Genomic DNA, 24307 nt, shown 5'->3' with positions numbered 1-24307 from the left:
CGGCGCGGAAGCTGGCGGTGGTCTCGAGCGTATCGAGCCGCGCCGCGCGCCAGCGGTAATACAGTTCCATGTGCGTTGTCAGGAAGGCCCCGTGCTCGCCCAATGCGGCCGTGTAGGCGGTCCACGCGGACGCGAGTGCAGCATCGACCTGCATGTCATCCTGAACCGTTACGTCCAGTTCGCTGAATGGCACCAGCGGAACCCCCGCCTCGCGCGCAGCCTGGTACATGTGCAGCAGCGGAATCTGTGACAGAAGCGCCGCCTGTTTGCCTCGTCCCTTGCCCTGATCGCCGGGAGCATAACCGCCGCCGACGTCGGAATGCACGCCGGGGTAATACACCTCCTCGATATTGCCCTGCAGCCGCGTCACCGGAAAATTCATGCGCAATTCGTGGGCCGAGATGAAGTGCCGTCCGGCGTGCACGCAATCCGGCAACGGATCGAGGAGCCGGTCCGCCCACCACCAGTGTCCGTCGAATACCGCACCGGGCAGCGGCAGGGTGCTCGCAATTGAGGCCGAGCCACCCACGCTCGCCACCGTGTCGAACACGCCCAGAAAGCTGATGCGTGCTTGGATGCCCGCAAGGCGTCCCGCCTCCAGCAGTTCGTCGAAGAGATGGCAGAACGCCACCGCCTCCGCGGCCCCGCGCGAGAAGCCGAAGACCGAAATGGTCAGCGAGGGAATTGTCGGTTTCGGCGTCGCGACGAGCGCCGCCTTGAGCCGTGCGAGGTGCGGGGCGAACCACTTCCGGTGCGTCATCACCGTCACCGGGCCTTTGCCGTTGCCCCGTTGTTCGATGCGGCCGACTTCACCGCCGTAGGACTGGGCGAATTGGCCGGCTTGGTCGTCCTTGTATAGAGGACGTTTATATACGGCACGGTGCACTGCATTAATTATCTGCAACAGTCCAAAAATTATTCTGGACTCCCCACCCGTGGCGAACCTCTTGCCGCCAGCGGTCTCGGTGAGCTCACCGATTTCCTTGAAGGGTGTCCCGACGCCGGGGATGTAGTAGGAGAAGTAACCGCTAGTCGGCTTGTCGCCGGGAAAGGCGCGAAACAGGCGTACTACATTGCTGTGACAACACTCGTCGGGCGCGAGTGGCTTGCTCGCCATCGGCGCGGGGATCTTCGTCCTCGGGTCGGGTAGACCGATCCGCTTGCCTTCCCGGTCGCGTTCCTGATTGTTGTTGGTGCCATCGAAGAACACCCCGACCTGCACCGGGATGCTGCAGGGGGCGTCGGAGGCGCTATCGCAACTCGCAAGCGCGATCGCGGAGTGCCCTTGCGCCGAAGGCTGAAGAACGGTCTCGGCGGGAAAGGGGGCGTTGGCGGGCGGCGCTGAAATCATGGTCGATCATTTGGGAGCGGTTGCGGTTGCCGGCTTTACCGGACGTGGTATCGGGTGATCGGGGTGTATTGGATCAAGGCTCGTGACCACGACACGCACACCGTCGTCCGGAAAGAAGTGCATGTAGATGCTTCCCGGTTCATCGTACTTCTCGATCTCGACAACCTTTTCCTTCACGACGTGGGTACGCCCTTCGGGCATATCCCAGCGCACCAGCACCTTCATGCCGGGAGACCAGACGCGCGGGATCGAGGTACAACAGATGTTGGCAATGCCGGCGCCCCAGGCGGGCATGTTGCCGCCGCCCGAGCCATCGACTGTCGCCGAGTAGATGTATTTGCCGGTGTGATTGACGATCCCCACCTGCGCCGTCGCGGTCGGGCTTTCCTTTTTCGCCAGCACGGCGCAAGCGTTGAGGAGCAGCGCGCACGCGAACACAAGCATCCATTTCATGTCGATTCGTCTCGTTGTTGCCGGGTTCAGGTCAGGGTTGCGTGAGCACGGCGGAAGCGGATGCCGCACCCGCCGTTGGCGTGTTCGGTCTGGGCATCCTCGGCAAGGCGGTGGCGGGCCGGTGCCTGCGTGTCCTCGTCGATGCACCAGCCGAGCCCCACTTCGGCGGGCGGGTCTCGGCGAGGCAGGCCGCGACGTCTTCGCTCCAGTGCCAGGCGGGTTGCGGCGGAGAACAATGCAGTCATGACAGGTAGAGGAGAGACCGGGCATCGATCCGGAGCGAGAAGATCCGTCCTGCGGGATCGGGCTGGCTACGGGCCGGGAGCCGCGTCGCTTGCAAAGTCCAATATCATATCAGGCGGGACCCGCTTGCAGAGTCGCAATCGTCATCCGATAACCCCATTGGCATTGCCGCGGAGTCCGGCGATGCGCAGAATCGTGCGACGGCGGGCCCTAGCGGATTGTCAGCCTGCCGATCCAGCGGCTGTCGGGAGCGATCTCGGTGCGTTCGGCGGGGACGAAGGGGGCCACGGACGCCTCGGCGGGCGGCGCGGCGATCAGATTGAGATCGACGGATTCGGCGGTGCCGACGATGCCTTCATCGGTGATCCGCATGCGGTAATAGAGTCCATTCCACAGGCGGGCGCCGAATTCCGCGGGCGTCTTGTAGAGGAACAGCAGCGCGTGTTCCAGCCACGACAGGTCGTTTTGCGTCACCGTCGCGGGATTGGCATACGGGTAGGGCACGTGGCACAGGATTTCCTCGCTGCCTTCCAGGCACTTGAACTCCTTCATCGAGAGGAAAAAATCCTTGAATGGTTTCTCGTCGAGGTGCAGAGTGAAACCGGTCCGGTCACCCTGTGGCTGGAACGTCACCGTCCCGATGGGAATCGCTTGGCCATCGCGGGTGTGAAGCGCCACGGTGCGCGTTCCCGTCATGTCCCAGGCGGACGCGGTTCCGGGCAGCGCGAGCGCGAAGCTGCTCAGGGCGATTGCGGCAAGCTTGTGCGATAGCGGATGCATGGGTGCTCCTCCAGTGCCGGGGATGATTGACCCGCGCTTCATGCACGGCCGCCGACGATCTCGAAGCGCCGCGAACGCCAGTCGAGCACGGCGGTGCGCATGTGCATGCTGGCGGCAAGGTCGGGATATTCGCGGCGGATGACGTCCGCCGCGAAGTCCGACAGGAAGCGACTCTTCAATTCCGCGCGGGCGCGGTCGACGCCGATCTCGTCGTAGGGCACCGAGGCGAGCAACAGGAAGCCGTCGCCGGGCACCCGCCCGGCAGCCATGTTGGCCTCGATGATGCCGGCGGCGCGGCCGATCGGTTCGGCAAGATTCGGACTGTAGGGGCCGATGATCAGCGCGATGTTGGGCGTGTGCAGGAAGTCGAAGCCGCGGCCCAGGCAGATCATCCATTCGCGGTGCTCGATGTCGAGCGTGCGTTCGTCGCGCCGGACCTGCGCGCGCACCGTCGCAATGTGCTCAAGGTTGCCATGCAGCAGCGGCAGCAGATCGGCACGCATCTGCGCGGGCATGTCGGGCAGCAGCGCCGCGAGCCGCGGTTCGAGCGTGGCGCGGTCGTCGCCCGACAGCGCTGCGAGGTCGAGGGTGTCGCCGTCGCGACCATGCAGGATCAGCGCGTCCTCGTCGGTTTCGAAGCCGCACACGAGCGGATACACGGTCGCATGCCCGGCGCCGAAGATGTACTCGACCTGCCTGCGGATCGCGCAGGTGTGCGCGATCGCCGCCGCCGTGTCATAGGCAAAGCCGGCACAGCCGCGCAGCGGGTCGCCCGTCGAGAAATGGTAGGTGATCAGGAAGATCACGCGCCGACCGCTGCTCACCATGCGCTGAACGTGGTGCGCGAGCACTTCGCCCAGATGCGGCCAGCCCAGGTCGAACATGCCACCGAGATTACGGAAGGGCATCAGGATGCCGACCGGGGTATTGGTCGCCACCGGGATGTTGATGCGCCCGTCCATGCACTTGAGCACCGCGATCGCGGTCGGGTGTTCGGACAGGTAGCGCTCGCGCGCGAGCCAGGCCTCGGGGCTGCGGAAATTCGCGCCGTGCCGGTCCGCCAGCTCGAACAGCCAGTCGATGCGCTGCTGGATCGGTTTGCCGTGGATATCCATCCGCCCCCCGCGACCTGCGCTGCGAACTCCGCACCCTGGTGGCACCAGCGCGTCATCGACATCCGTCGCCCGCTCGTCGCCTGCGCGCCTGTAGCGCCAGTCTAGCGGAATCGGCCCGGCGCCCACGAGGATTTCGCGACACCCCGTGCCGCCCTGGCGTTTCGCCAATCAAGTGCTAGCGTGAAGCATCGGCGACCGCCCGCGCGGTCGCGACGGCCCGCCCCCCTTGATCGGCTCGGCGGTTTTTCTACCGGGGTCCGCCCCCCGGCGACCGGACACAGAAACCGGCACGCGCTGACGGACTCCGTTTCGGCAGCGGAAATCATGAACAACCCCCAACTCGGATTGAAATGCGTCAAGGTCGTGGCACTTGCGGTGCGTGATGTCGCTCGGGCGAGCAACTTTTATGGGCAGACGCTGGGTCTCACACGGGCGAGCGGCGGCAGTGATCAGGATCAGGTGCCGGTGGAATTCGAACTCGGTGGCACCATGCTGATGCTGAAGGACAGCTGGTACGGCATACCGACCGCCGAACCGAACCCGCGCATCACGCTGGAATGCGCCGATGCGCGCGCGCTGGAAGCCGCACTGCGCAAACTCGAGGTGACGATCTCGGACGCGGTCGAGCGCTACGACGGGAGCCACTTCGTCGGCGCCTTCCTCGACAGCGAAGGCAACAAGCTGTGGTTCTGCTCGGCCGCTTAGGCCAGATCCTTTGCGGGCGTCGCGTCAGTCGTCGGCGTCGATGAAATCGAGCACGTCCTTGACGAAGCGCTCGCGCTGCCACTGGTGCGGCGCGTGGTCGACGTCCTCGTAGATGTGTAGCAGCGCGTTCGGGATGTTGTCGCGCACGTAGTGCGCGGTGCGCGTGTGATAAAAGTTGCTCGCGCCGCCGTAGACCAACAGCGACGGGATGTCGATCTTCTCCAGCACGTCACGGTAATCGGCCGCGGCGAGGCTGGTCCAGCAGTCGATCAGCGGCTGGGGAGCCATCTCGCGCAGGCGCTGGCGGGCGGTCTCCATGCTGTCGCCGTTTTCCAGGTATTTGCGGCGCGCGCGCTCGTTGAGGCTGTGGCCGACGAGCCGCAGCACGCCTTCGGCGAAATCCTGCTGCAATTCACGCACGAAGGCGGCATTGCGCCGCTCGTCGAAGTCGCCGTAGATGCCGTTGGACCAGTGCTCGTCGGTGAGAATACGCGGCGACTGGTCAATGATGACGACCTTGCGCAGACGGTCGCAGCCGAAGTCGTGGATGTACTGCCACAGCGTCAATGCACCCATCGAGTGGCCGACCACGATTGCATCACGCAGCTGCCAGTGCTCCAGCATCTGCTCCAGGTCCCGGGCCATGCGCGCGGCCGTCGGCACGGTCGCGGACTTCAGCGGATGACCGCCGTGGCCGCGTGCATCCCAGCGGAACACGCGGTGGCGCGCGGCAAAGGCATCGATGAAGGGGTTCCAGTCGCGGTGGCTGGCGGTCCATCCATGCAGCAGCACGAGAGGCGGCCCGTCGCCCTGGATCTTTACATGAATACGCTCGCCGTCGTCAGTGCGGAAATGGTCCATCGGAATGCCGGTCCGGTAGTTGTGCTGCAGCGCAGTATAAGCGGCCGCGGACCCCTTCGGCACGCGAGAGCGAGCCTTACCACCAGTGCCAGGAGCTGGGCCAACCGTGATGTGGCCACCGGGAAGGAAAGCGCGAACGGTAGGAGTACGGGTAGGCGTAGTAAGGAAATGCCGGATATCCGTACCAGCCCATCGTCCTGCCTTCATGCGGATAGACATAGGTGCGGCTGGTACGCACGACCTTGCCGTCGATGAAATGCACGTTGAACAGGGTGTAGATGCCGGGGCCGTCGTTGTAAATGTTCCAGTCCCAGACCTCCTCCCCGCTCAGCGAAAAGGTCTGTACCGAGCGATGGCGACCGAGCAGGCGCGACACTTGCTCGCGCGTCATGCCGCGTTCGACGCGCACAAGATTCTCGTAGGCCAGCGCATTTTCCTGACGCACCACGATGCCCGAGGCATCCACCGTGACCATCAGCGTGGTGTCGCCGTATGGCTGGGTCGAGTATTCGAGCGTGGTCGTACCGTCGTCGTTCTTCCAGCGCATGACCGGCTCGCCATGCACGGCCAGCGCCTCGGCCTCGTTCGCGAGCGGACGCATTTGCCGCATGCTCGCGCAACTGCCCAGCAGCACGAGCATCGCCAGCAGCGCGACGCCGCGCCCCCACTTTCCGATACCCCGTTCGAGTGCTGGCTTCACGACGCTTACCCTCGATATTCCACGTTCCGGCTGGTGCGCACCACGCGTCCGTCGTCATTGAAATGGACCGAGAAGAACACCGGATCGCCGCCCGTCGGCTGCGACGCGATGCGCCAGTTCCACACCGTTTCGCGGCTCAGTTCGAACCGCTCCCGCGATCCCGGCGCACCCAGCACGCGGCGCACTTCGTCACCATTCATACCGGCTTGGATACGCGCGAAATTCTTTTCGTTCAACACCTGCTCGACCGCACGCAGCACATTGTCGGGACCGATCGTCATCATGTAGCACTCGCTGCCCTGCGGCTGGCGCGAGTACTCCCAGGTCACCGAACCATCCTCGTTGTGCCACTCCACGGCGGGCGGGCCGAAGCGCTCGCGGACTTCCATCGCCGTGGACACACCGGGCTTGAGCTCCTGCAGATTGAAATAGTCGCAGGCATTCAGGCCGAGTGCGGCAAGCAGGTTGCAGAGCAGCGCGAACAGGCGTTTCATGGGTCGATTTCTCCTCGATGCTGGCGCCCCGCCGCATGAATTCCGAGGCACGGATTTGGCGCGCACAGCGCGTGGGCTAGAATCGCACCATTCCGGCGCGCGAAGCAATCGCGGCCCGGTGAATGTGTGCAAACATGCGGAGACTGCTAATGAAAAAGACCCTGATCGCACTGGCGCTTGCCGGTGCCAGCCTGTCGGCTGCCCACGCCCAGACCGTCGTCAAGATCGGCCATGCCGGCCCGCTCACCGGGCCGATCGCCCATATCGGCAAAGACGGCGAGAACGGCGTGCGCTTGGCACTGGAAGACGCTAACGCCAAGGGCGTGACCATCGGCGGCCAGAAAGTGCAGTTCGAACTCGTCAGCGAAGACGACCAGGCCGACCCGCGCACCGCCACCACGGTCGCGCAGCGCCTGACCGACACCGGCGTCAAGGGCGTGGTCGGTCACGTCACCTCGGGGGCGTCGATTCCGGCCTCGCGCATCTACGAACAGGCCGGCGTGCCGGTCATCACCCCGTCATCGACCAACCCGAAACTGACCCAGCAGGGCTACAAGGTCACCTTCCGCGTCATCGCCAACGACCTGCAGCAGGGTGCGGCGATGGCCAAATACGCGGTGCTGAACCTGCAGGCCAAGAAGGTCGCGATCATCGACGACCGCACGGCCTACGGCCAGGGTCTCGCCGACGCCTTCGCCGACAGCCTGAAACAGCAGGGCGTGCAGGTGGTGGGGCGCGAGTTCACCAACGACAAGGCCACCGACTTCACCGCGATCCTCACCAAGATCAAGGGTCGCACGCCCGACGCCGTGTTCTTCGGCGGGATGGACGCACAATCCGCGCCGATGCTGCGCCAGATGAAGCAGCTCGGCATCACCGCGAAGTTCCTCGGCGGCGACGGCACCTGCACCGGCGAGATGATCAAGCTCGCCGGCGAAGCGATGAGCGGCGATACCTATTGCACCCAGGCTGGCATCCCGATGGACAAGATGCCGGGCGGCGCACAGTTCAACAAACGCTTCAAGGAACGCTTCAAGGCCGACGTGCAGCTTTACGCGCCGTACAGCTACGACGCGGCGATGGCGCTGATCGAGGCGATGAAGGCGGCCGGCTCGGTGGAACCGGCGAAGTACCTGCCGGCACTGCAGAAGCTCAGCGTACCGGGCGTGACCGGCACGATCGCGTTCGACAAGAACGGCGACATCCGTGACGGCGGCATCAGCATGTATCGATTCCAGAATGGCAAGTGGGAAGCGCTCTGAGCGACTCCGCCGCCCCCTGCCCCGGATGCACCGTCCCGGGGCATCGGGGCTAAATCGGGAACTCTCATGGGGCGCAATGACGCCCCAATTTTTTGGCAAGCTGCGATGTCAGGGACTTTTTTACCCATTCACGCAAATTTTGACCTCCTATTAGGGAAATCCATTACCTGGCATGAATTGTGCAGAGCATCATTGTCACGAATGCTCGCCAATTCCGGCAAAACCCCGCATCACCTATGGGGATTTGATGTCCGCACGTCATTCGCGATACCGAATGGGTCTCTGTGACGGGGACTGCCTTGCTGCATTGCAAAAGCGGCAAATTTACGTCTCCGACGCCCAGCTCACGCACCGCGAGTGGTTTTTGGGCAGAATACGCGGACTTTTCAGCCCGGGAGCCTGCACTTTGGTCATGGCTCGCGGTGCGAATGGAAAAGCGGCATCACGTGCAGCATCCTGACGGCCCGTCGGCGCTCACAAAGACCGACGGTGGCGTCCAGGCACTCAATCGCACTCAATCGATCTCGCTGGAGGAGAAAACATGAAGAAAACCGTCGTCGCACTCGCCATCATGGGTTTTGGCCTGTCCGCTGCCCAGGCGCAGGAAATGGTCGTCAAGCTCGGCAGTGTCGCACCGCTGACTGGCACCATCTCCCACCTTGGCAAGGACAATGAAAACGGCGCCAAGCTCGCGGTGGAAGATGCCAACGCCAAGGGCATCACCATCGGCGGCAAGAAGGTCAAGTTCGAGCTGATGGGCGAAGACGACCAGGCCGACCCGCGCACCGGCACCACCGTCGCGCAGCGTCTGGTGGATGCGAGCGTCAAGGGCGTGATCGGCCACCTGAACTCCGGCACCACGATCCCCGCCTCGCGCATCTACAACCAGGCCGGCGTACCGATGATCTCGCCCTCGGCGACCAACCCGACGCTGACCCGCCAGGGCTACAAGGGCGTATTCCGCACCATCGCCAACGACGTGCAGCAAGGCGGCGTGCTCGGCAAGTTCATCGCGGGCCCGCTCGCAGCGAAGACCGTCGCGATCATCGACGACCGCACCTCCTATGGCCAGGGGCTCGCCGATGAAACCGAGAAGGCGGTGAAGGCCGCCGGCGGCAAGATCGTCGCGCGCGAATTCACCAACGACAAGGCCACCGACTTCAATGCCATCCTGACCAAGATCCGCGGCGCCAAGCCGGATGTGATCTTCTTCGGCGGCATGGACGCGCAGGCCGGCCCGATGCTGCGCCAGCTGAAGCAACTCGGTGTCGACACCAAGTTCGTCACCGGCGACGGCGGCTGCAGCCCGGAAATGATCAAACTCGCAGGCGAAGCGATCGGTGAGAACGCCTATTGCTCGATGGCCGGCCTGCCGCTGGAAAAAATGCCGGGCGGCACCGAGTTCCGCAACCGCTACAAGGCACGTTTCAACATGGACGTGCAGATCTACTCGCCCTATGCCTACGACGCCGCAATGGCGATGATCAAGGCGATGCAGGCGGCCAACTCGGTCGAACCTGCCAAGTATCTGCCGGAACTGAAGAAGAGCAACTTCCAGGGTGTGACCGGCACCGTCGCCTTCGACGACATCGGTGACATCAAGGATGGCGCGGTCACGATGTACCAGTTCAAGGGCGGCAGCTGGGCTGCGATGTAAGGCTGCAAGTCATTCGGGCTCAACGGCCCGAATGACCCCACCGGGGGTTGCGATCAGCCAACACGATCGCGCCCCCCTTTTTTGTGACCCTTGCGACACGTAACCTGATGTATCTTCCCCCTCCCTCCGACCCGGTCGCCACATACGCGCCGGGCCAGCCATGCGCGCGAACCACGCGTTCGGCACCTGCGCTTCAACTGCGGGGCGGTCCCACGACGGCCACGCCGCACAACCCGCCCCTGCGCGGCTTCGACCCGACATCCCGAGGGTAAATATGGAAATCTTTCTGCAACAGCTGGTTAATGGCCTGGTAGTGGGCAGCGTGTATGCGCTGGTCGCCCTCGGCTATACGATGGTCTACGGCATTCTCGGCCTGATCAACTTCGCCCACGGCGATCTCGTCATGGTCGGCGCACTGACGGCGCTGCAAACCATGATGTTCCTGATGGGGGTTGCGCCCGGCATGTCGCCGGTTGCCATGCTGACCCTGTCGCTGCTGGTGGCAATCCCCGTGTGCATGCTCCTCGGCTTCACGATGGAGCGCCTCGCCTACCGACGACTGCGCAATGCGCCGCGGCTGGCCCCGCTGATCACCGCGATCGGCGTGTCCTTCCTGCTGCAGACGCTGGCCATGATCATCTGGGGCCGCAACTATCACACCTTCCCGCAACTGATCTCGACGACCCCGGTCCAGCCGATCGAGGGCGTTTTCGTCACCCCGATCCAGATCACCATCGTCATCGCCTCGGCGATCATCATGGCCGCGCTGATCCTGCTGGTGACCAAGACCAAGCTCGGCCGCGCGATGCGCGCCACCGCCGAAAACCACCGCGTCGCCGCGTTGATGGGGGTCGACACCAACATGATCATCGCGCTGACCTTCGTCATCGGTGCGGCCCTGGCCGCCATCGCGGGCGTGATGTACGCCAGCAACTACGGCATTGCGCACTACGGCATGGGCTTCATGCCCGGCCTCAAGGCCTTCACAGCCGCGGTGCTGGGCGGCATCGGCAACCTCGGCGGCGCGATGCTGGGCGGGGTCGTGCTGGGCCTCGTCGAGTCCTTCGGCGCCGGTTACATCGAGCAGATGACTTTCGGCTTCCTCAACTCGTCCTACCAGGACATCTTCGCCTTCATCATTCTCGGCCTCGTGCTCATCTTCAAGCCTACCGGCCTGCTGGGTGAACGCGTGTCCGACCGGGCCTAACGCGGGAGAACCGAACCATGAACGAACTCGCACTGGCCGTCCCCTGGCTGGGCAAACGCAACCCGCAGGCGGCACGCTGGCTGGTCATCGCGCTGGCGATCGGCGCGCCGCTGATCGCCATGGCGTTCGGCCGCACCTGGGTGCGCGTGCTCGACTTCGCGCTGCTGTACATCCTGCTCGCGCTGGGCCTGAACCTCGTCGTCGGCTTCGCCGGCCTGCTCGACCTCGGCTACATCGCGTTCTACGCGGTCGGCGCCTACACCTTCGCCTTCCTCTCCTCGCCGCATTTCGATGTGCATCTGCCGATCTGGGTGGTGCTGCCGCTGGCAGCGGGTTTCGCGGCGACCGCAGGCATCATGCTGGGCTTTCCGGTGTTGCGATTACGCGGCGACTATCTCGCCATCGTGACGCTGGGCTTCGGCGAAATCGTGCGCATCTTCATGAACAACCTGAACTACCCGGTGAACATCACCAACGGGCCGCAGGGGATCAACGCGCTCGATCCGATCATCCTGTTCGGCTGGGATCTGTCGCGCAACATCCAGGTCACCGAAGAGGTGTCGATCAATTCGCTGTTCCTCTATTACTACTTCTTCCTCGCCTGCGTTGCCGGTTCAATCATGTTCATCCAGCGCCTGCAAATCTCGCGCGTGGGCCGCGCGTGGGCCGCGATGCGCGACGACGAACTCGCCGCCAAGGCGATCGGCATCAACACGCGCAACATGAAGTTGCTGGCGTTTTCCCTCGGCGCAACCTTCGGCGGCCTTTCCGGCGCGCTGTTCGGCTCGTTCCAGGGCTTCGTCTCGCCCGAATCGTTCTCGCTGATGGAATCGATCGCAGTGTTGACGATGGTGGTGTTCGGCGGCATGGGCAACGTGGCCGGTGCCATCGTCGGCGCGCTGATCCTGTCCGCGCTGCCCGAGATCCTGCGCCACCTTGCGGTGCCGGTGCAGCAGGCGCTGTTCGGCCACGTGCTGCTCGACCCCGAAGTTCTCCGCATGCTGCTTCTGTCGCTCGCCATGATCCTGATGATGCTGCTCCGCCCCGCCGGCCTGATTCCGGCCAACGCCAAGTATTCCCATATCCGGCACCTGAAGAGCAAGGGGGTCGCCCAATGATCACCCTTCTCGAAGCCCGCGGCATCGGCAAGCGCTTCGGCGGCCTGCAGGCCCTCTCCGACGTGTCGCTGACCATCGGCAAGGGCGAGATCTACGGTCTGATCGGCCCCAACGGCGCCGGCAAGACAACCTTCTTCAACGTGCTGACGGGTGCCTACACGCCGGACGGCGGCGAGTTCATCTTCAACGGCACGGTGCTGCCCTCGGGCAAGCCGCATCTGGTGGTCGCGCAGGGCATCGCGCGCACCTTCCAGAACATCCGCCTGTTCCGCGAGCTGACGGCGCTGGAAAACGTCATGGCGGGCCATCACATCCGCACCAATGCGACGGTGTGGGGCATCCTCACGCAGAACAAGCACACCGTCGAGGAAGAGCGCCTGACCACGGAGCGCGCCTACGAGCTGCTCAAGTACGTCGGCATCGAACGCTTTGCCACCGCGACCGCCAAGAACCTGTCGTACGGCGACCAGCGGCGCCTCGAAATTGCCCGTGCGCTGGCCACCGAACCCCAGCTGCTGGCGCTCGACGAACCCGCTGCCGGCATGAACGCCACCGAAACCGGCCAGCTCAAGCTGCTGATCGACCAGATCCGCCGCGACGGCATCACCGTGCTGCTGATCGAGCACGACGTGAAACTGGTGATGGGCCTGTGCGACCGCGTTGCAGTGCTCGACTTCGGCCGCAAGATTGCCGAGGATGTGCCTGCCGTGGTGCAGAAGAACGAAGCCGTGATCGGCGCCTATCTGGGCGGAGGCCACAAGAATGCACACTAATCCGCTTTCCCCGCTGCTGCAGCTCTCCGGCGTGCAGATCGCCTACGGCGGCATCCAGGCCGTCAAGGGCATCGATCTCGAACTGTACCGCGGCGAACTCGTCAGCCTGATCGGCGCCAACGGCGCCGGCAAGACCACGACACTCAACGCCATCGCCGGCAGCCTGCAACTGGCCCACGGCGAAATCCTATACGAAGGCGAGAAGGTCAAGACGCTGCCCGCGCACAAGCGGCTGCGCCGCGGCATCGCGCTGGTTCCCGAAGGGCGCGGCATCTTCACGCGCCTGACGGTCGAGGAAAATCTGCGCATGGGTGCGTATTCGCGCAACGACAAGGCCGCCATCGAGTCTGACCTGGAACGCGTCTACACGATGCTGCCGCGCATCAAGGAGCGTCTGGCGCAGGTCGCCGGCACCCTCTCCGGCGGCGAACAGCAGATGGTCGCGATCGGCCGTGCGCTGCTGTCACGACCCAAGCTGCTGCTGCTCGACGAACCATCGATGGGGCTCGCACCGCTGGTGGTGGAGAAAATCTTCGAAGTCGTGCAGTCGGTGGCGAAGGAAGGCGTGACGATCCTGCTCGTCGAGCAGAATGCCAACCTCGCGCTGGAATTCTCGCAGCGCGCCTACGTGATGGAGTCGGGCAAGATCACTCTGAGCGGAACCGGCGCGGATCTGCTGACCAATCCGAAAGTGCGCGCGGCGTATCTGGGCGAGGTCGACGAGGCCGTCTGAGCCCGTCGCAGCCATCAGCCGCTCGCCCGAGGAACGGGCGCGGGACGGACGGTCCCGCGCCCGTTTTCCGTTTACGCGTCGGCAACAATCCTCGAACGCTGTTCCCCGAGACCGGCGATGGCGAGCCGCAGGCGGTCGCCGTGGCGCAGGAAGCGCGGCGGACTGCGCAGGAAACCGCTGCCCGGCGGCGTGCCGGTGAGGATGACGTCGCCGGGCAGCAGGGTCATGAAGTCACTGACGAAGGCGACGATGTCGGCGCATGGGAACAGCATGTCGGTGGTGCTCGCCGCCTGCATGGTCTCGCCGTTGAGCGTCAAGCGCATGTCCAGCGCCTGAGGGTCGGCGATCTCGTCGTGCGTCACCAGCCAGGGCCCGAGCGGGCAGAAGGTGTCGCAGCTCTTGCCCTTGTCCCACTGCGGGCCGCGCTCGAACTGGAAGGCGCGCTCCGACACGTCGTTGGCGACGCAGTAGCCGGCGACATGCGCGAGCGCCTGCGAGGCCGGCACCCGGCGCGCACGCCGGCCGATGACCAGCGCCAGTTCCACTTCCCAATCCCCTTTCACCGCTCCGGGCGGCAGGCGGACGGGGTCACGCGGGCCACACAGCGCGCTGGGCGCCTTCATGAAGAGGATGGGTTCCGCCGGCAGCACATGGCCCGACTGGGCGTGTTCGCGGTAATTCAGGCCGACGGCGACGATCTTGCCGACGCCGGCGACCGGCACGCCCAGGCGCGGCCGGCCGGGAACCCGCGGCAGGCTCGCCGGCGCCCGGCGGCGCAGGGCCGCAAGGCGCGCAGGCGCGAGCGCCGCGCCGTCGATGTCGTCGACGTGCGCAGAGAGGTCACGCAGGCGGCCTTCTGCGTCGATCAAGCCGGGGCGTTCGCGACCGCGCGGGCCGTAGCGGACCAGCTTCATTCGGTGGCCGCGGGCCAGACATGGCTGCCGCCGGCGTTCATCGCGAGATTGCCGCCGTCGACCGGAAGCAGCACGCCATTGACCGCCCGCGCCGCCTCGGAGGCAAGGAAAATGGCCGGTCCGACGTAGTCCTCGGGATCGAGCAGACGCCCCTGCGGCAGCCCGGCGAGGATGCGCGGCAGCACGTGATCGCGGAAACGCGGCGTCTCGAGGTGCGCACGCAGGCCAGGCGTCAGCGTCTGCGCGGGCAGGATCGCATTCACGCGGATCCCCGCGCCGCCGTACTCGACCGCCAGCTCGCGCGTCAGCTGATGCACCGCCGCCTTGGTGCAACTGTACGGCAACGCGCCGCGCCCGAGCGCCGATTCGCCGGCATTCGAGCCGATGTTGATGATGCTGCCGCACCCCGCCACCAGCATGCGGCGCAGCGCGGCCTGGCAGCACAGGAAATAGCCGGTGAGATTGACCGCGAGCATGCGCTCCCAGTGTTCGAGTTCCAGTTCATGCGGGCGCACGCGCGAGGGGAAGGCGAAGGGGACGTTGACGAGGAGGTCGAGACGCCCGCAGTCGCGGTCGACGGCCGCGAACAGCGCCTCGATCTGTGCCGCGTCGGCGATGTCCGCGATCTGTGCGAGCGGCGGCGGGCCGATGGCGGCGAGTTCCGCGGCGGTGACCGCGAGCCCGTCGGCATCGACGTCGGCAATCGCGACGCGCGCGCCGGCCCGCGCGAGGCCCAGCGCGATGGCGTGGCCGATGCCGCCGTTGGCGCCCGCACCGGTCACCAGCGCGCACTGGCCGTCCAGATCAAACCGTGGCAAGACTGCGCTCGCTTTCGCGGACGGTTTCGTACTCATCGGCAATGCCCTCATGTGAAGTTTGCACCAGCGCGACCCGCCCGCTCGCGCCATCGATGACGATGCGCGCGCCGTCAGGTATGAGTCGCGTGGCGTCGCTCAGCGCGATGGCGGGAATGCCCGCCTCGCGCGCCTGGCAGGCGCTGTGTGCGAGCAGGCCGCCGACCTCGACGATGACCCCGGCGACGACGCGGAACAGTGGCGTGACGCCGAGATTGGCCGCGCGCAGCACAAGGATTTCGTCGCCGCGCCAGCCGCCGGCGGGCAGCGGCGCGCCGGCTTCGAGCACACGCGCGACGCCGGACACCCGCCCCGGCGACAGCGGTGCGCCACCCCAGCCCCGCCCCGCGCCAGCGCCGGACAGCGCGGCGGGCATGCCGATCGCGTCGAGGCGCGAGCCGAACACCACATCCGGCACGCAACGCAGCCGCGCCGCCAGCCGCGCCAGCGCATGCTCTTCGGCGCGCCGCTCGGCCCGCCGGCGCAGGCCTTGCGGATCGCGTAGCGCCGCCGGCAGTTCGCGCGGGTACAAGTGGAAGATCAGATCCTCCGGCCAGCCGAGTTCGGCCGCGACGCGCAGCACGCCGCGGCGGATCAGCGCGTAGACTGCGGTGTAGTGGTGCTTGATGGTTTCGCGCAGCGGCAGCAACTGCTGGGCGTAATGCAGCGCTTCGATAAGGTCCGCCTGCTCGTCATCCGCCATGCCGGCATCGCACAACCGCCGCGGCAGCGCCGCCTCGGTCGCCGCACGCTCGGCCCGCTGGCGCGCGAACTCGGCCGCCGGATGGCGCCCGCTCGCGGCAAGATTGTCGAGCTGCGCCGCCAACCGCGCTGGCTGTTCGGCGAAGCGCGGTTCGGATAGTTCCAGTTCGTTGTCCGCACAATGGCCATAGGCCTCGAGATACGCGGCCTGTGTGCGGCGCCCCGGCGCGACTTCTTCGAGCCACAGCGCCTGGCGCGTCACCAGGCTATCGGGCAGGCCCGACAGCAGGCGTGCGCACAGCGCCTCGCCCTCGTTAGCGCCGAGCCGGCGCACGAGTTGCGTACGCAGCTCGGCGGCGAAATGGAAGCCCAGGCGCGCCGCGACGACGAATTCGACACACGGCCCGGCGCGCAGGAAATGCATCAGCCGAGCGATGCCGCGCACGGTCGCCTGCGGATCGGCAGCGTCGCCGACATCGAGCTTGAGCTTCGCGGGAACGCCCAGGCGCGGCGCAATCTCTCCGGCGTAGCGCTGCAGGAAGTCGCGTGCCGCCGCGCGCATGCCGCCTTGGAATGTCGCCCGCGCCTGCGCCGCTTCGCCATCGAGCTCGTCCTGGCCGTAGAGGCGGATTTCCGGGTAGTTCGCGAGCGACGGGTCGGCCGCAACGCGCGCGAGGTAGTGCTGCACGTCGGGCGCGGTGCCGTCGTCGAAGGTCGCCGCGTCGGCCTCAAGGTTGAAGCAGGCCTGCCCGGCCACCCGCTCGTACAGGTGATCGACGCAGCGCGGATCGAAGCGGTAACCCAGACGCCGGCGCCCGCGCACGATCGCGCCGTGGCGGCCGGCGAAGAGGTCGCGGAACAGGCCGAAACTCATCACCGTCGGCGTCGGCAGCAGTTCGCCGATGTTGCCATTGCTGAGCACCAGTTCGCTACCGCGCAGGACGCCGCGGCGGCGCAACTCGGCGAACTTGCGCGCGAGGCGCCGCCGTTCGCCGGCGAGATAGCGTTCCAGCCCGCGCCCACCGGCCGACCGTGCCGCCACCAGCGGGCGCGACTGCAGGATCCACGCACCGCGCACATCGATGGCGAATTCGACATCCTGCGGCGCGCCGAAATGGGTTTCCGCACGCAGCGCCAGCTGCGCGATGTCGCGCGCCTGCTGCGGCGTCAGACAGGCCGCGCGGACGCGCTGCGCGCGCACCACGTGCATCCCGCCGACCGCCAGCGCGTACTCCTTGGCTACGATGCGCCGGCGCAGCAGGCGGCCGCGATGCGACAGCACGAAGCTGTCGCCGGTAACGCGCCCCGCCGCGAGCGGCTCGGCGAGCCCCCACACCGCGTCGATATGCACCTCGTGGCGGCGGTCGTCGAGCGGCGCACGCGTGTAGGCGATGCCCGCCGCGATCGCCGGCACCAGCTGCTGCACAAGGATCGCCAGCGCGCCATCGTCATGACCGAGGCGCCGGCGGTAGTCCGCCGCCGCCGGTTCCGACCACGACGCGAGACAGCGCTCCACCGCGGTCAGCAGCGCAGTCTCGCCGCTGACCGCCAGTTCGCTGGTGTAGATGCCGGCGTAGCTCGCGCCGTTGCCATCCTCCTCGACCGCGGAACTGCGCACTGCGACGCAGCCGCCGAGTTGCCGATAGGCGTCGAGCAGCGCCGCCCGTACGGCGTCGCGCAAGGCATCGCCGGCGTGCCACGCGGCAAGCGCGCGGGTCGTTAGGCAGAAGCCCGGACTCACCGGAAAGCCCGCCTGCAAGAGCAGGCCCTGACGCAGTGCCTTGTTGCCGACGAGGCCGCCCTCACCCGCCGCCACCGCGGTCAGATCGCGGATCCAGGCGCTCGCACCGTGTGCGCTCACGCCAGGACCTCCACCCGCCCGGCGCGTTCGGCACCAAGGATGCGCGCGTCGTCGCGATGCTCGCGCTCGCCGCTCCAGCGCGCCTTCAGCTCCAGCCATTCGGGCGCGAAGGCCTCGACGCGGCCTTGCCCGGCGAGCAACGAGTCGAGCACGCGGCGGTAGAAGCCGACGATGTCCGCGACGACCGCGGTGCTGCGCTCGCGCCCCGGGATCTTGAAGCGTTCGACCCCCATCGCGACGTATTCGGGCACTTCCCACAGCAGCAGCTCGGGGCTGCTCTTCAAGCGCGGCGCGTCCGGGTGGAGCTGCCCGCCGGCGGTCAGCGCCCACTGGCCACGGCAGATGCGGTAACAGCTGCCGCCGCGCGCCGCCGAGCCGAGGAACACATCGCGGTCCGCCTCGTCGCGCACATGCTTCACGTGGAAATAGCTGCTCGAATAGCAGCGCCCGGGGCAGATGCGGCCGCGATGCGGATTCTGGAACAGGAAGGCTTCGAGCTTCATCGGACTGGCGGCGCGGATCTGCGCGGCCTCTTCGACGCCCCAGCGGTACGGCAGCACCACGTAATCGGCACCCAGTTCATCGTAGAAACGCACGTCCTCGACGTTGAACACGCCCGCGGTGACGCTGACATGCACGTCGAGGCCGGGAAACTGCCGGCTCACCAGCGGGATCAGGCCGGGATCGCAGAGCATCACGCCGCCCGCGCCCATCGCCGCAAAGGCCGCGACCCGATCGAGAAAGAGGCCCACCTCGTGGGGCGCCGGCATCACGTTGATGGCGATGCGCACGTCCTTGCCGTCGCGCCCGGCCTCGGCGATCAGCTCGGCAATCTCGCCGTCGTCCAGTTCGTCGCTCGCAGGCCGGCGACTCCAGCCCCGCGGGCCGACATAGACCGAATCGGCGCCGCGCGCGAACGCGGTCACCGCCATCTCGAGGGTGCCACCGGGGGCCATGAGTACCGTCATCATTCACCTCAATCCAGAAAGCCCGCGGCGAAGATGCCGCCGGGTAGTTCAAAGCGCGCGGCGCCCGGCGCCAGGCCGGCAAGCAGGCCGGCGAGCGTGCCGAGCGTGTCGGTCATTCCCGGCGCCCACGGCGGGCCGATGCGCGCCAGCCATTTCTTGCGCAGGGCTTCCCCGACACCGTCGTCCGAGTCCCACGTGACACCGCTGACACGGCACCACAAATCCGCATCGGCGCGCAGGCGTACGGCAGCGTCCGCCACCGAACGAGCGAAGGCGCGGACGAGTTCCGGCTGCGCCGCGAGCATCGCGTCGCGGAAGACGAAGAAGGTCGACGGCGCGGCCGCGACGCCGCCGGGCAAGCCGTTCAGCAGGTCGACCAGGTCGCACACCTCGACGAAATCGCCGTTCGCCACCTGGGCCGGCACTTGGTGCCAATACAGCAGCGCAGCATCCACCTGCCCGTCCTGCAAGGCCTGCCGCAGCGCGGTTTTCGAGCCCGTCGCGACGCACTGCGCGTGCACGGCGGGATCGAAGTCGTGGTGCTGCCGGCACGCCGCGCGCAGCAGCAGCCAGTTCTTGTCCTGCGCATGCACGACGCCGATGCGCCGGCCCTTCAGGTCCGCGAGGCTGCGCAGCGCGCCGTCGCGGGGCGCCACCAGGCCGCCGAAGATCGTCCCGTAGGGGGCCGCGGCCGCGAGCGGCAAACCGGCGGCGCGATGGCGCGCGAGCGACAGCCAGTCGGTATCGATGAGATCGACCTCGCCGGCGATCAGGCGCGCCTCGGTGGCCTGCCGCCCGCCGCGCATGCGGTCGTCGCCGAGCTCCAGCGCGAGCCGATAGCCGTTGGCGCGATCGAGGCCGCCGTCGAGGATCGCGCGCATCAGCCAGCAGCCGCTGCCGGTCGTCTCGAAGGCCGCGCGCAGCGTCGGCAGTCTGCCGCGGCGATCAGGTCGCATCTCAGTTGGCATAACTCGCGGCCCGGTCCATCAGCGTATCGACGCGCCGGCTCTTCTCGCGCACCCAACGCAGGCGCAGTTCGGCGAGTTCCCCGGCGTGGTGATCGAGGTCCGTCGCACCGCCGATCACCTCGTCGATGGCCTTGCGGTAGAAGCGCACCAGGTCGCGGATCATGCCGACCGGCCGCTCGCGCCCCGAGAGCTTGAAGCAGCTCACGCCCGCGCGCACGAAAGCCGGCAGTTGCGCCAGCATCAGACGCGCATCGCGGCGCAGCTTCAGTTCGAGCGGCGCCTCGCCGGGCACGCCGAACTCCCAGCTCGCCTGGCACACGCGGTAGCATTCCTTCGCGCCGCGGTTGGCGCTGCCGTGGAAGTCGCGGCTGCCTTCGACCTCGAGCCAGTCGCGAAAGCGCAGGTAGCTGCTCATGATGCATTTGCCCGGGCACAGCTTGCCGGTCTGCACCGTCTCGAACAGGAAGGTTTCCAGACCGATGTCGCTGGTCGCGCGCACCGCCTCGATCTCCGCGACGTCCCAGCGGTAGGGCAGGATGATCACGTCGGCGCCGGCCGCGCGGTAGAACGCCGCGTCCTGCGCGTTGCTGATGCCGCTGCCGATACTCACGTGCAGCACGGTGTCCGGGAGCCTTTGGCGCAGCGCGCGCATCAGGCCGATGTCCGTGACGATGAAGCCCGATGCGCCGATGTCGGCGTAATGCTGCGCCTTGTCGACAAAGCGGCCGAAGTCGAAGGGCGTCGGAAAGGTGTTGAGCACCACGCGCAGTTCGGCTCCCCGCGCCCGCGCATAGTCGGTCGCCTCGCGGATCGCGCCATCGCTCATCTCCGACTCGTAGGGCCGGCGCGAGAAGCCGAGCGGCCCGACGTAGATGATGTCGGCCCCCTCATCGACCGCCGCGCACGCCATCTCCAGCGAGCCGGCCGGGGCAAGCATGCGGGTCATTTCCAGGCCTCCCGCCGGGCCGCCCCGAGGGGCGTAGCGGGGAATTCGCGAAGCACTGCTTCGCGCCCGCGGAGCGGGACCGGCTGTGCAAAGCCGGCCCTCCTCGAACAAAGTGAGCGTGGGGGCATCACACTCTCCCGAAGTAGCGCTGACCGGCGCCCTCGAAGTAGTAGCCGTTGCACAGGCCCTCGCGCGCGAGGCCCGCCAGGGTCGCCAGCGAAGCGGTGGGATCCTCGGCGTCCTTGCCGCAGAAGGCCCGCGTCAGCGCGTCGCGGTAGATCCCCCCGACCGCCGCCGCGTAGCCGTGCGCCTCGCCCTTGTTGTGCACGTAGAAATGCTTCAGTCCCATGCCCGCGAGCATGGCGGCGTGCTCGACCATGCACAGGTCCTTGCCCGACAGCGTCATGCGCCCGGTGTCCTTCAGCGACCAGTCGGCGCGGCTGCCGTCGCTGCGCCCGCGCTTCAACCAGTGCTCCTGGGTGCATTGGTAGGAGCACGTGCCGTCGCCGCACGCACCCGACTGGGCGCCATCCTCTTCCCCCTGCTCGCTGTGTTCGAGGATGAAGCAGGTCTCCGAGATCACCAGCGGAATCTTGCCGTGCACCGGGACGAGCACTTCGATCTCGGCGTTGTCCGCGATGTAGCGCACTTCGTCGAGCGATAGCTCCGGGTTCGGATAGACGCGCGTGACGCCGTATTCCTTCAGCACCTTCGCCGTCTCGTGGGTATACAGGTTGCCAAACACGCCCAGGTGGATCGGCAGCCGGCAGCCCTTCTCGCGCAGCATGCGCAGCAGTCCGAGGTTATGCACCTCGAAGGCGTCGAACGGCAGTTCGAGCGCGGCGTCGACGAGGTCCTCGACCCAGCCCAGATCGCTGTTGCCCGGCACCGCGTACAGCCGCAGATAGGCCTTCTGGTCGCGCGCCTTCACGAGTTCCAGGCCGGCTTCGAGCAGCTCGGGGTGGGAGCTGAAATTGTTGGGATAGTCCGGGCAGGAAAAGTCCCCGAGATACAGCGCGTCGTAGGCGGAAAAGCCCCCCTCGCGCAGTTCCTTGAGGTTGCCGACGTCGGTGGATAGTTCGAACATGTTGTGTCTCCTCACAGGGGGGTGGCGACGGTGCGCCGCGATTCGTCGATCGCCTGGCGCAGCAGGCGGTTGTCGCGTTTGCCGCGCTCGGTCATCCAGCGCCCGCGCAGCGTTTCCAGTTCCGACGCGAAGACGCTCAGGTCGGGGTGGTCGGTTTCCAGAATCGTGTCGACCGCGCGCCGATACACGCGCACGATGTCGCGCACCAGCGCCGTCGAACGGTCGCGGCCCGGCACCTTCAGGCAGTCCACGCCGGCCGCCAGATAGTCCGGCAGCTCTTCGAGCCACAGCGCCGGATTGGTCTTGATCGTCATCGGCGCGCGGAAGTCGACCTCGTCGACGTTGAAATTCCAGTCGGTCTGGCACACCCGCAGACAGTCGCCGCCGCGCGACGCGGAGCCGAAGAAGTGGTCCTTGCCCTGCGCGTCGAGCCAGCGGCGGAAGCTGAAATAGCTGCTCATATTGCATTTGCCCGGGCAGATCTTGCCGCCCGACGGCGTCTTGAACAGGAACACCTCGATGCCGACGTCGCCCGCCTGCTTGATCTGGCGGATCTCCTCGACCGACATGCGGTACGGCAGTACCACGTAGGTCGCGCCGATCTCGCGCAGGAAGCACACGTCCTCGTAATTGGTGATGCCGCAGCCGACGCTGGAGTGAATGTTCACCTGCGGCAGGCGCTCCTTCACCAGGCGCATCGCGCCGATGTCGCTGATCATGAAACCCTGCGCGCCCCAACCCGCGTAGCGCTCGACGCGCTCGACGAACATCGGCAACTCGGTGGAACTGGGCAAGGTGTTCACGACGATGCGCACCTCCTTGCCGCGCGCCAAGGCGTAGTCGATCGTGCGGTGGATCTCGTCGTCGTTGAGTTCGTCCTGCGCGCCGCGCCGGCTCCACCCGACCACGCCGACGTACACCGCATCGGCGCCCTCGTCGAGCACCGCCTGCGCCATCTCCAGCGTTCCGCCGGGGGCCATCATCATCACCATGTCACTGCTCCTTCAGGCCGGGATCGCTTCCCGGCATTCGTGGTCTTCGCGGATCAGCTCGCCCAGCGCCGCAAGAAAGCGCGCGTTCTCCGGCGGCAGCCCGACGCTGACGCGGATGTGGCCGGGCAGGCCGTAACGCGCCATGCACTTCACCGCCACCGCGCGCGCCGCAAGGCGCGCCAGCGCGTCGCGGGGGCCGCGCAGCAGCACGAAATTGGCCGCCGACGGAATGAAATCGACACCCAGACGTGCGAGCCCCGCCATCAGCGCCTCGCGTTCGCGCGCATTGGCGGCGACGCTGTCGGCGCGATGGCGCTCGTCGGCGAGCGCCGCCACCGCCGCCACCTGGGCCAGCGTGCCGACGTGGTACTGCGGGCACAGCGCCGCCAGTTCTTGCGCCATCACTGCCGGCGCGAAGCCGTAACCGACACGCAGTCCCGCAAGTCCTTCGACTTTCGAGAGCGAGCGCAGCACGATCACGCGTGCGCCGCGGCGCACGTCGGCACACGCGTCGATCAGTTCCTGGGCGCCGGCGTAGTCGCGATACGCCTCGTCGAGCAGCAGCCACGCGCCCTCGGGCAGCGCATCGCGCAGCCGCGCCCAGTCGGATGGGGACATCAGCGTGCCGGTCGGGTTGTGCGGCGAGGCCACCACCACCAAGCGGGTCGCCGGCGTCAGGCGTTCGAGAAAGGCCTCCACGCGGTAATCGGCGCCGGTCAGCGGCACCGGTATCACGTGCGCCCCGGCACGTCTGGCCGCCGATCGGTAAGCAGGAAACGCCGGATCGGGAATCAGCACCTCGCCGCCCCCTGCGGCGCAGCGGCGCAGCGTCAGGTCGATCAGCTCGCAGGCACCGTTGCCGATCACGATGTGCGAGGCCGGCAGGTCGAGTCGCTGCGCGAGCGCCTCGCGCAGCGCGTCCGCCCCAAGGTCCGGATAACGGTGCAGGCCTGCCAGCGCCTGCGTGATTGCCTGAACTGCCTGCGGCGACGGGCCGAATGGATTTTCATTGCCGGCGAGATCGGCAAACTGCACGGCGAACGGCGGGTCGCTGTCGCGGTCGGCGGCGCGATCGGTGGCGAGACGAGCGGCGTAATAGCGCCGAATCGACGCCAACAGCGCCACATCGGGCGCCGCGATCGCACGCGCCGAGCCGACCCGCGCAAACGCCTCGTCCAGCGTCAGCCCCGCGCATTCATGCAGGAAACACGCCGCCAGCGCCGGCGAACGCGAAATGCCCATCTCGCAGTGCATCAGCACGCGGTGCCCGGCCGCCGTGCGCTGCGCGAGAAAATCCACCACCTCGCGGATCGCCGCGTCGGGCAGCGCCACCCGGTCGGCCACCGCCACGCTCAGCTGCACGCCGACGTCCCGCGGCCGTGCCAGCGGCGCCAGCGACAGCAGCGTATCGACGCCCGCCGCACGCAATGCGGCACCATCCTCCGCATCGGCACGGCCGCCGATCGCCAGCAGCGGCGTCACAAAATCCATCGCATGAACCTCCGGGTTGCACTTGCCAACATGTCGATAGCCTAGGGCCACGATGGCAAGCGCAACACCGAC

General features: G+C 67.0%; 24 protein-coding genes. 7 read left to right on the top strand and 17 right to left on the bottom strand.

Translation table 11 applies throughout. The features are described from left to right. The 5 genes from GPA25_RS12860 to GPA25_RS12840 all read right to left on the bottom strand — a co-directional run. Nucleotides 1-1351 (bottom strand): T6SS phospholipase effector Tle1-like catalytic domain-containing protein (locus GPA25_RS12860; RefSeq protein ID WP_169260797.1); only part of this gene is annotated, 1351 nt, incomplete at its 3' end. 6 nt (nucleotides 1352-1357) lie between these two features. Continuing rightward, on the bottom strand, nucleotides 1358-1804 hold the full coding sequence (locus GPA25_RS12855) for a DUF3304 domain-containing protein (RefSeq protein WP_169260796.1): 447 nt from the start codon (nucleotides 1802-1804) through the stop codon (nucleotides 1358-1360). 26 nt (nucleotides 1805-1830) lie between these two features. Next, nucleotides 1831-2049, bottom strand: coding sequence for a hypothetical protein (locus GPA25_RS12850; protein WP_169260795.1), 219 nt, complete (start codon nucleotides 2047-2049; stop codon nucleotides 1831-1833). A 208-nt stretch (nucleotides 2050-2257) separates the two neighbouring features. Next, a complete protein-coding gene (locus GPA25_RS12845) occupies nucleotides 2258-2827 on the bottom strand; it encodes a hypothetical protein (protein WP_169260794.1) in 570 nt (189 codons plus the stop codon). 38 nt (nucleotides 2828-2865) lie between these two features. Further along, nucleotides 2866-3942 (bottom strand): carboxysome shell carbonic anhydrase domain-containg protein, encoded by a 1077-nt coding sequence (locus tag GPA25_RS12840; protein ID WP_169260793.1) that lies wholly within the window; start codon nucleotides 3940-3942, stop codon nucleotides 2866-2868. A gap of 324 nt (nucleotides 3943-4266) precedes the next feature. On the opposite strand from GPA25_RS12840, the gene GPA25_RS12835 reads away from it, so the two are divergent. After that, a complete protein-coding gene (locus GPA25_RS12835) occupies nucleotides 4267-4647 on the top strand; it encodes a VOC family protein (protein ID WP_169260792.1) in 381 nt (126 codons plus the stop codon). Between the two features lie 24 nt (nucleotides 4648-4671). On the opposite strand, the gene GPA25_RS12830 is transcribed toward GPA25_RS12835, so the two are convergent. The 3 genes from GPA25_RS12830 to GPA25_RS12820 all read right to left on the bottom strand — a co-directional run bounded on the left by GPA25_RS12830 (nucleotide 4672) and on the right by GPA25_RS12820 (nucleotide 6702). After that, nucleotides 4672-5571: an alpha/beta fold hydrolase gene (locus tag GPA25_RS12830; RefSeq protein WP_343034922.1), complete on the bottom strand. Its 900-nt coding sequence runs from the start codon at nucleotides 5569-5571 to the stop codon at nucleotides 4672-4674. A gap of 13 nt (nucleotides 5572-5584) precedes the next feature. Further along, complete coding sequence (locus tag GPA25_RS12825) at nucleotides 5585-6148, bottom strand: outer membrane protein assembly factor BamE (RefSeq protein ID WP_169260803.1); 564 nt, start codon at nucleotides 6146-6148, stop codon at nucleotides 5585-5587. Nucleotides 6149-6213: 65 nt separating this feature from the next. Beyond that, nucleotides 6214-6702, bottom strand: a complete 489-nt coding sequence (locus tag GPA25_RS12820) for a hypothetical protein (RefSeq protein ID WP_169260791.1) — start codon at nucleotides 6700-6702, stop codon at nucleotides 6214-6216. 149 nt (nucleotides 6703-6851) lie between these two features. On the opposite strand from GPA25_RS12820, the gene GPA25_RS12815 reads away from it, so the two are divergent. The 6 genes from GPA25_RS12815 (at nucleotide 6852) to GPA25_RS12790 (ending at nucleotide 13452) form a co-directional block, all read left to right on the top strand. After that, on the top strand, nucleotides 6852-7964 hold the full coding sequence (locus tag GPA25_RS12815; RefSeq protein WP_169260790.1) for a branched-chain amino acid ABC transporter substrate-binding protein: 1113 nt from the start codon (nucleotides 6852-6854) through the stop codon (nucleotides 7962-7964). Nucleotides 7965-8505: 541 nt separating this feature from the next. Then, on the top strand, nucleotides 8506-9621 hold the full coding sequence (locus GPA25_RS12810; protein WP_169260789.1) for a branched-chain amino acid ABC transporter substrate-binding protein: 1116 nt from the start codon (nucleotides 8506-8508) through the stop codon (nucleotides 9619-9621). Nucleotides 9622-9895: 274 nt separating this feature from the next. Further along, nucleotides 9896-10828 (top strand): branched-chain amino acid ABC transporter permease, encoded by a 933-nt coding sequence (locus GPA25_RS12805; protein ID WP_169260788.1) that lies wholly within the window; start codon nucleotides 9896-9898, stop codon nucleotides 10826-10828. 17 nt (nucleotides 10829-10845) lie between these two features. Beyond that, a complete protein-coding gene (locus GPA25_RS12800) occupies nucleotides 10846-11946 on the top strand; it encodes an ABC transporter permease subunit (RefSeq protein ID WP_169260787.1) in 1101 nt (366 codons plus the stop codon). Then, entirely contained in the window at nucleotides 11943-12719 is a 777-nt protein-coding gene (locus GPA25_RS12795; RefSeq protein WP_169260786.1) for an ABC transporter ATP-binding protein, read from the top strand. Before GPA25_RS12800 ends, GPA25_RS12795 begins: the two co-directional genes overlap by 4 nt. Further along, complete coding sequence (locus tag GPA25_RS12790; RefSeq protein ID WP_169260785.1) at nucleotides 12709-13452, top strand: ABC transporter ATP-binding protein; 744 nt, start codon at nucleotides 12709-12711, stop codon at nucleotides 13450-13452. The genes GPA25_RS12795 and GPA25_RS12790 overlap by 11 nt, the downstream gene beginning before the upstream one ends. 71 nt (nucleotides 13453-13523) lie before the next feature. Here the strand turns inward: GPA25_RS12790 and GPA25_RS12785 are convergent, their stop codons facing one another. The 9 genes from GPA25_RS12785 to GPA25_RS12745 form a co-directional block, all read right to left on the bottom strand. Beyond that, the gene (locus GPA25_RS12785) at nucleotides 13524-14366 is read right to left on the bottom strand and encodes a fumarylacetoacetate hydrolase family protein (RefSeq protein ID WP_169260784.1); all 843 of its coding nucleotides are present in this window, start codon (nucleotides 14364-14366) and stop codon (nucleotides 13524-13526) included. After that, entirely contained in the window at nucleotides 14363-15220 is an 858-nt protein-coding gene (locus GPA25_RS12780; RefSeq protein WP_169260783.1) for an SDR family NAD(P)-dependent oxidoreductase, read from the bottom strand. Before GPA25_RS12780 ends, GPA25_RS12785 begins: the two co-directional genes overlap by 4 nt. Next, nucleotides 15171-17783, bottom strand: a complete 2613-nt coding sequence (locus tag GPA25_RS12775) for a PEP/pyruvate-binding domain-containing protein (RefSeq protein WP_343034921.1) — start codon at nucleotides 17781-17783, stop codon at nucleotides 15171-15173. Before GPA25_RS12775 ends, GPA25_RS12780 begins: the two co-directional genes overlap by 50 nt. After that, a complete protein-coding gene (locus tag GPA25_RS12770; protein ID WP_169260781.1) occupies nucleotides 17780-18754 on the bottom strand; it encodes a peptidase U32 family protein in 975 nt (324 codons plus the stop codon). The genes GPA25_RS12775 and GPA25_RS12770 overlap by 4 nt, the downstream gene beginning before the upstream one ends. 5 nt (nucleotides 18755-18759) lie before the next feature. After that, nucleotides 18760-19707 (bottom strand): ABC transporter substrate-binding protein, encoded by a 948-nt coding sequence (locus tag GPA25_RS12765; protein WP_169260780.1) that lies wholly within the window; start codon nucleotides 19705-19707, stop codon nucleotides 18760-18762. A 1-nt stretch (nucleotide 19708) separates the two neighbouring features. Continuing rightward, a complete protein-coding gene (locus tag GPA25_RS12760) occupies nucleotides 19709-20665 on the bottom strand; it encodes a peptidase U32 family protein (protein WP_169260779.1) in 957 nt (318 codons plus the stop codon). Nucleotides 20666-20792: 127 nt separating this feature from the next. Next, nucleotides 20793-21752, bottom strand: a complete 960-nt coding sequence (locus tag GPA25_RS12755; protein ID WP_169260778.1) for a peptidase U32 family protein — start codon at nucleotides 21750-21752, stop codon at nucleotides 20793-20795. An 11-nt stretch (nucleotides 21753-21763) separates the two neighbouring features. Further along, nucleotides 21764-22744 carry a peptidase U32 family protein gene (locus GPA25_RS12750; protein ID WP_169260777.1) on the bottom strand — a complete coding sequence of 327 codons (981 nt, stop codon included), beginning with the start codon at nucleotides 22742-22744 and terminating at the stop codon, nucleotides 21764-21766. Nucleotides 22745-22756: 12 nt separating this feature from the next. Continuing rightward, nucleotides 22757-24235: an aminotransferase class I/II-fold pyridoxal phosphate-dependent enzyme gene (locus tag GPA25_RS12745; protein ID WP_169260776.1), complete on the bottom strand. Its 1479-nt coding sequence runs from the start codon at nucleotides 24233-24235 to the stop codon at nucleotides 22757-22759. Nucleotides 24236-24307: the final 72 nt, after the last annotated feature.

Origin of the sequence: Aromatoleum diolicum, assembly GCF_012910955.1 — a bacterium.
Taxonomy (GTDB): Bacteria; Pseudomonadota; Gammaproteobacteria; order Burkholderiales; family Rhodocyclaceae; genus Aromatoleum; species Aromatoleum diolicum.
The sequence above is the reverse complement of the archived record's forward strand: the minus strand, read 5'-3'. Positions and strand labels throughout refer to the sequence as shown.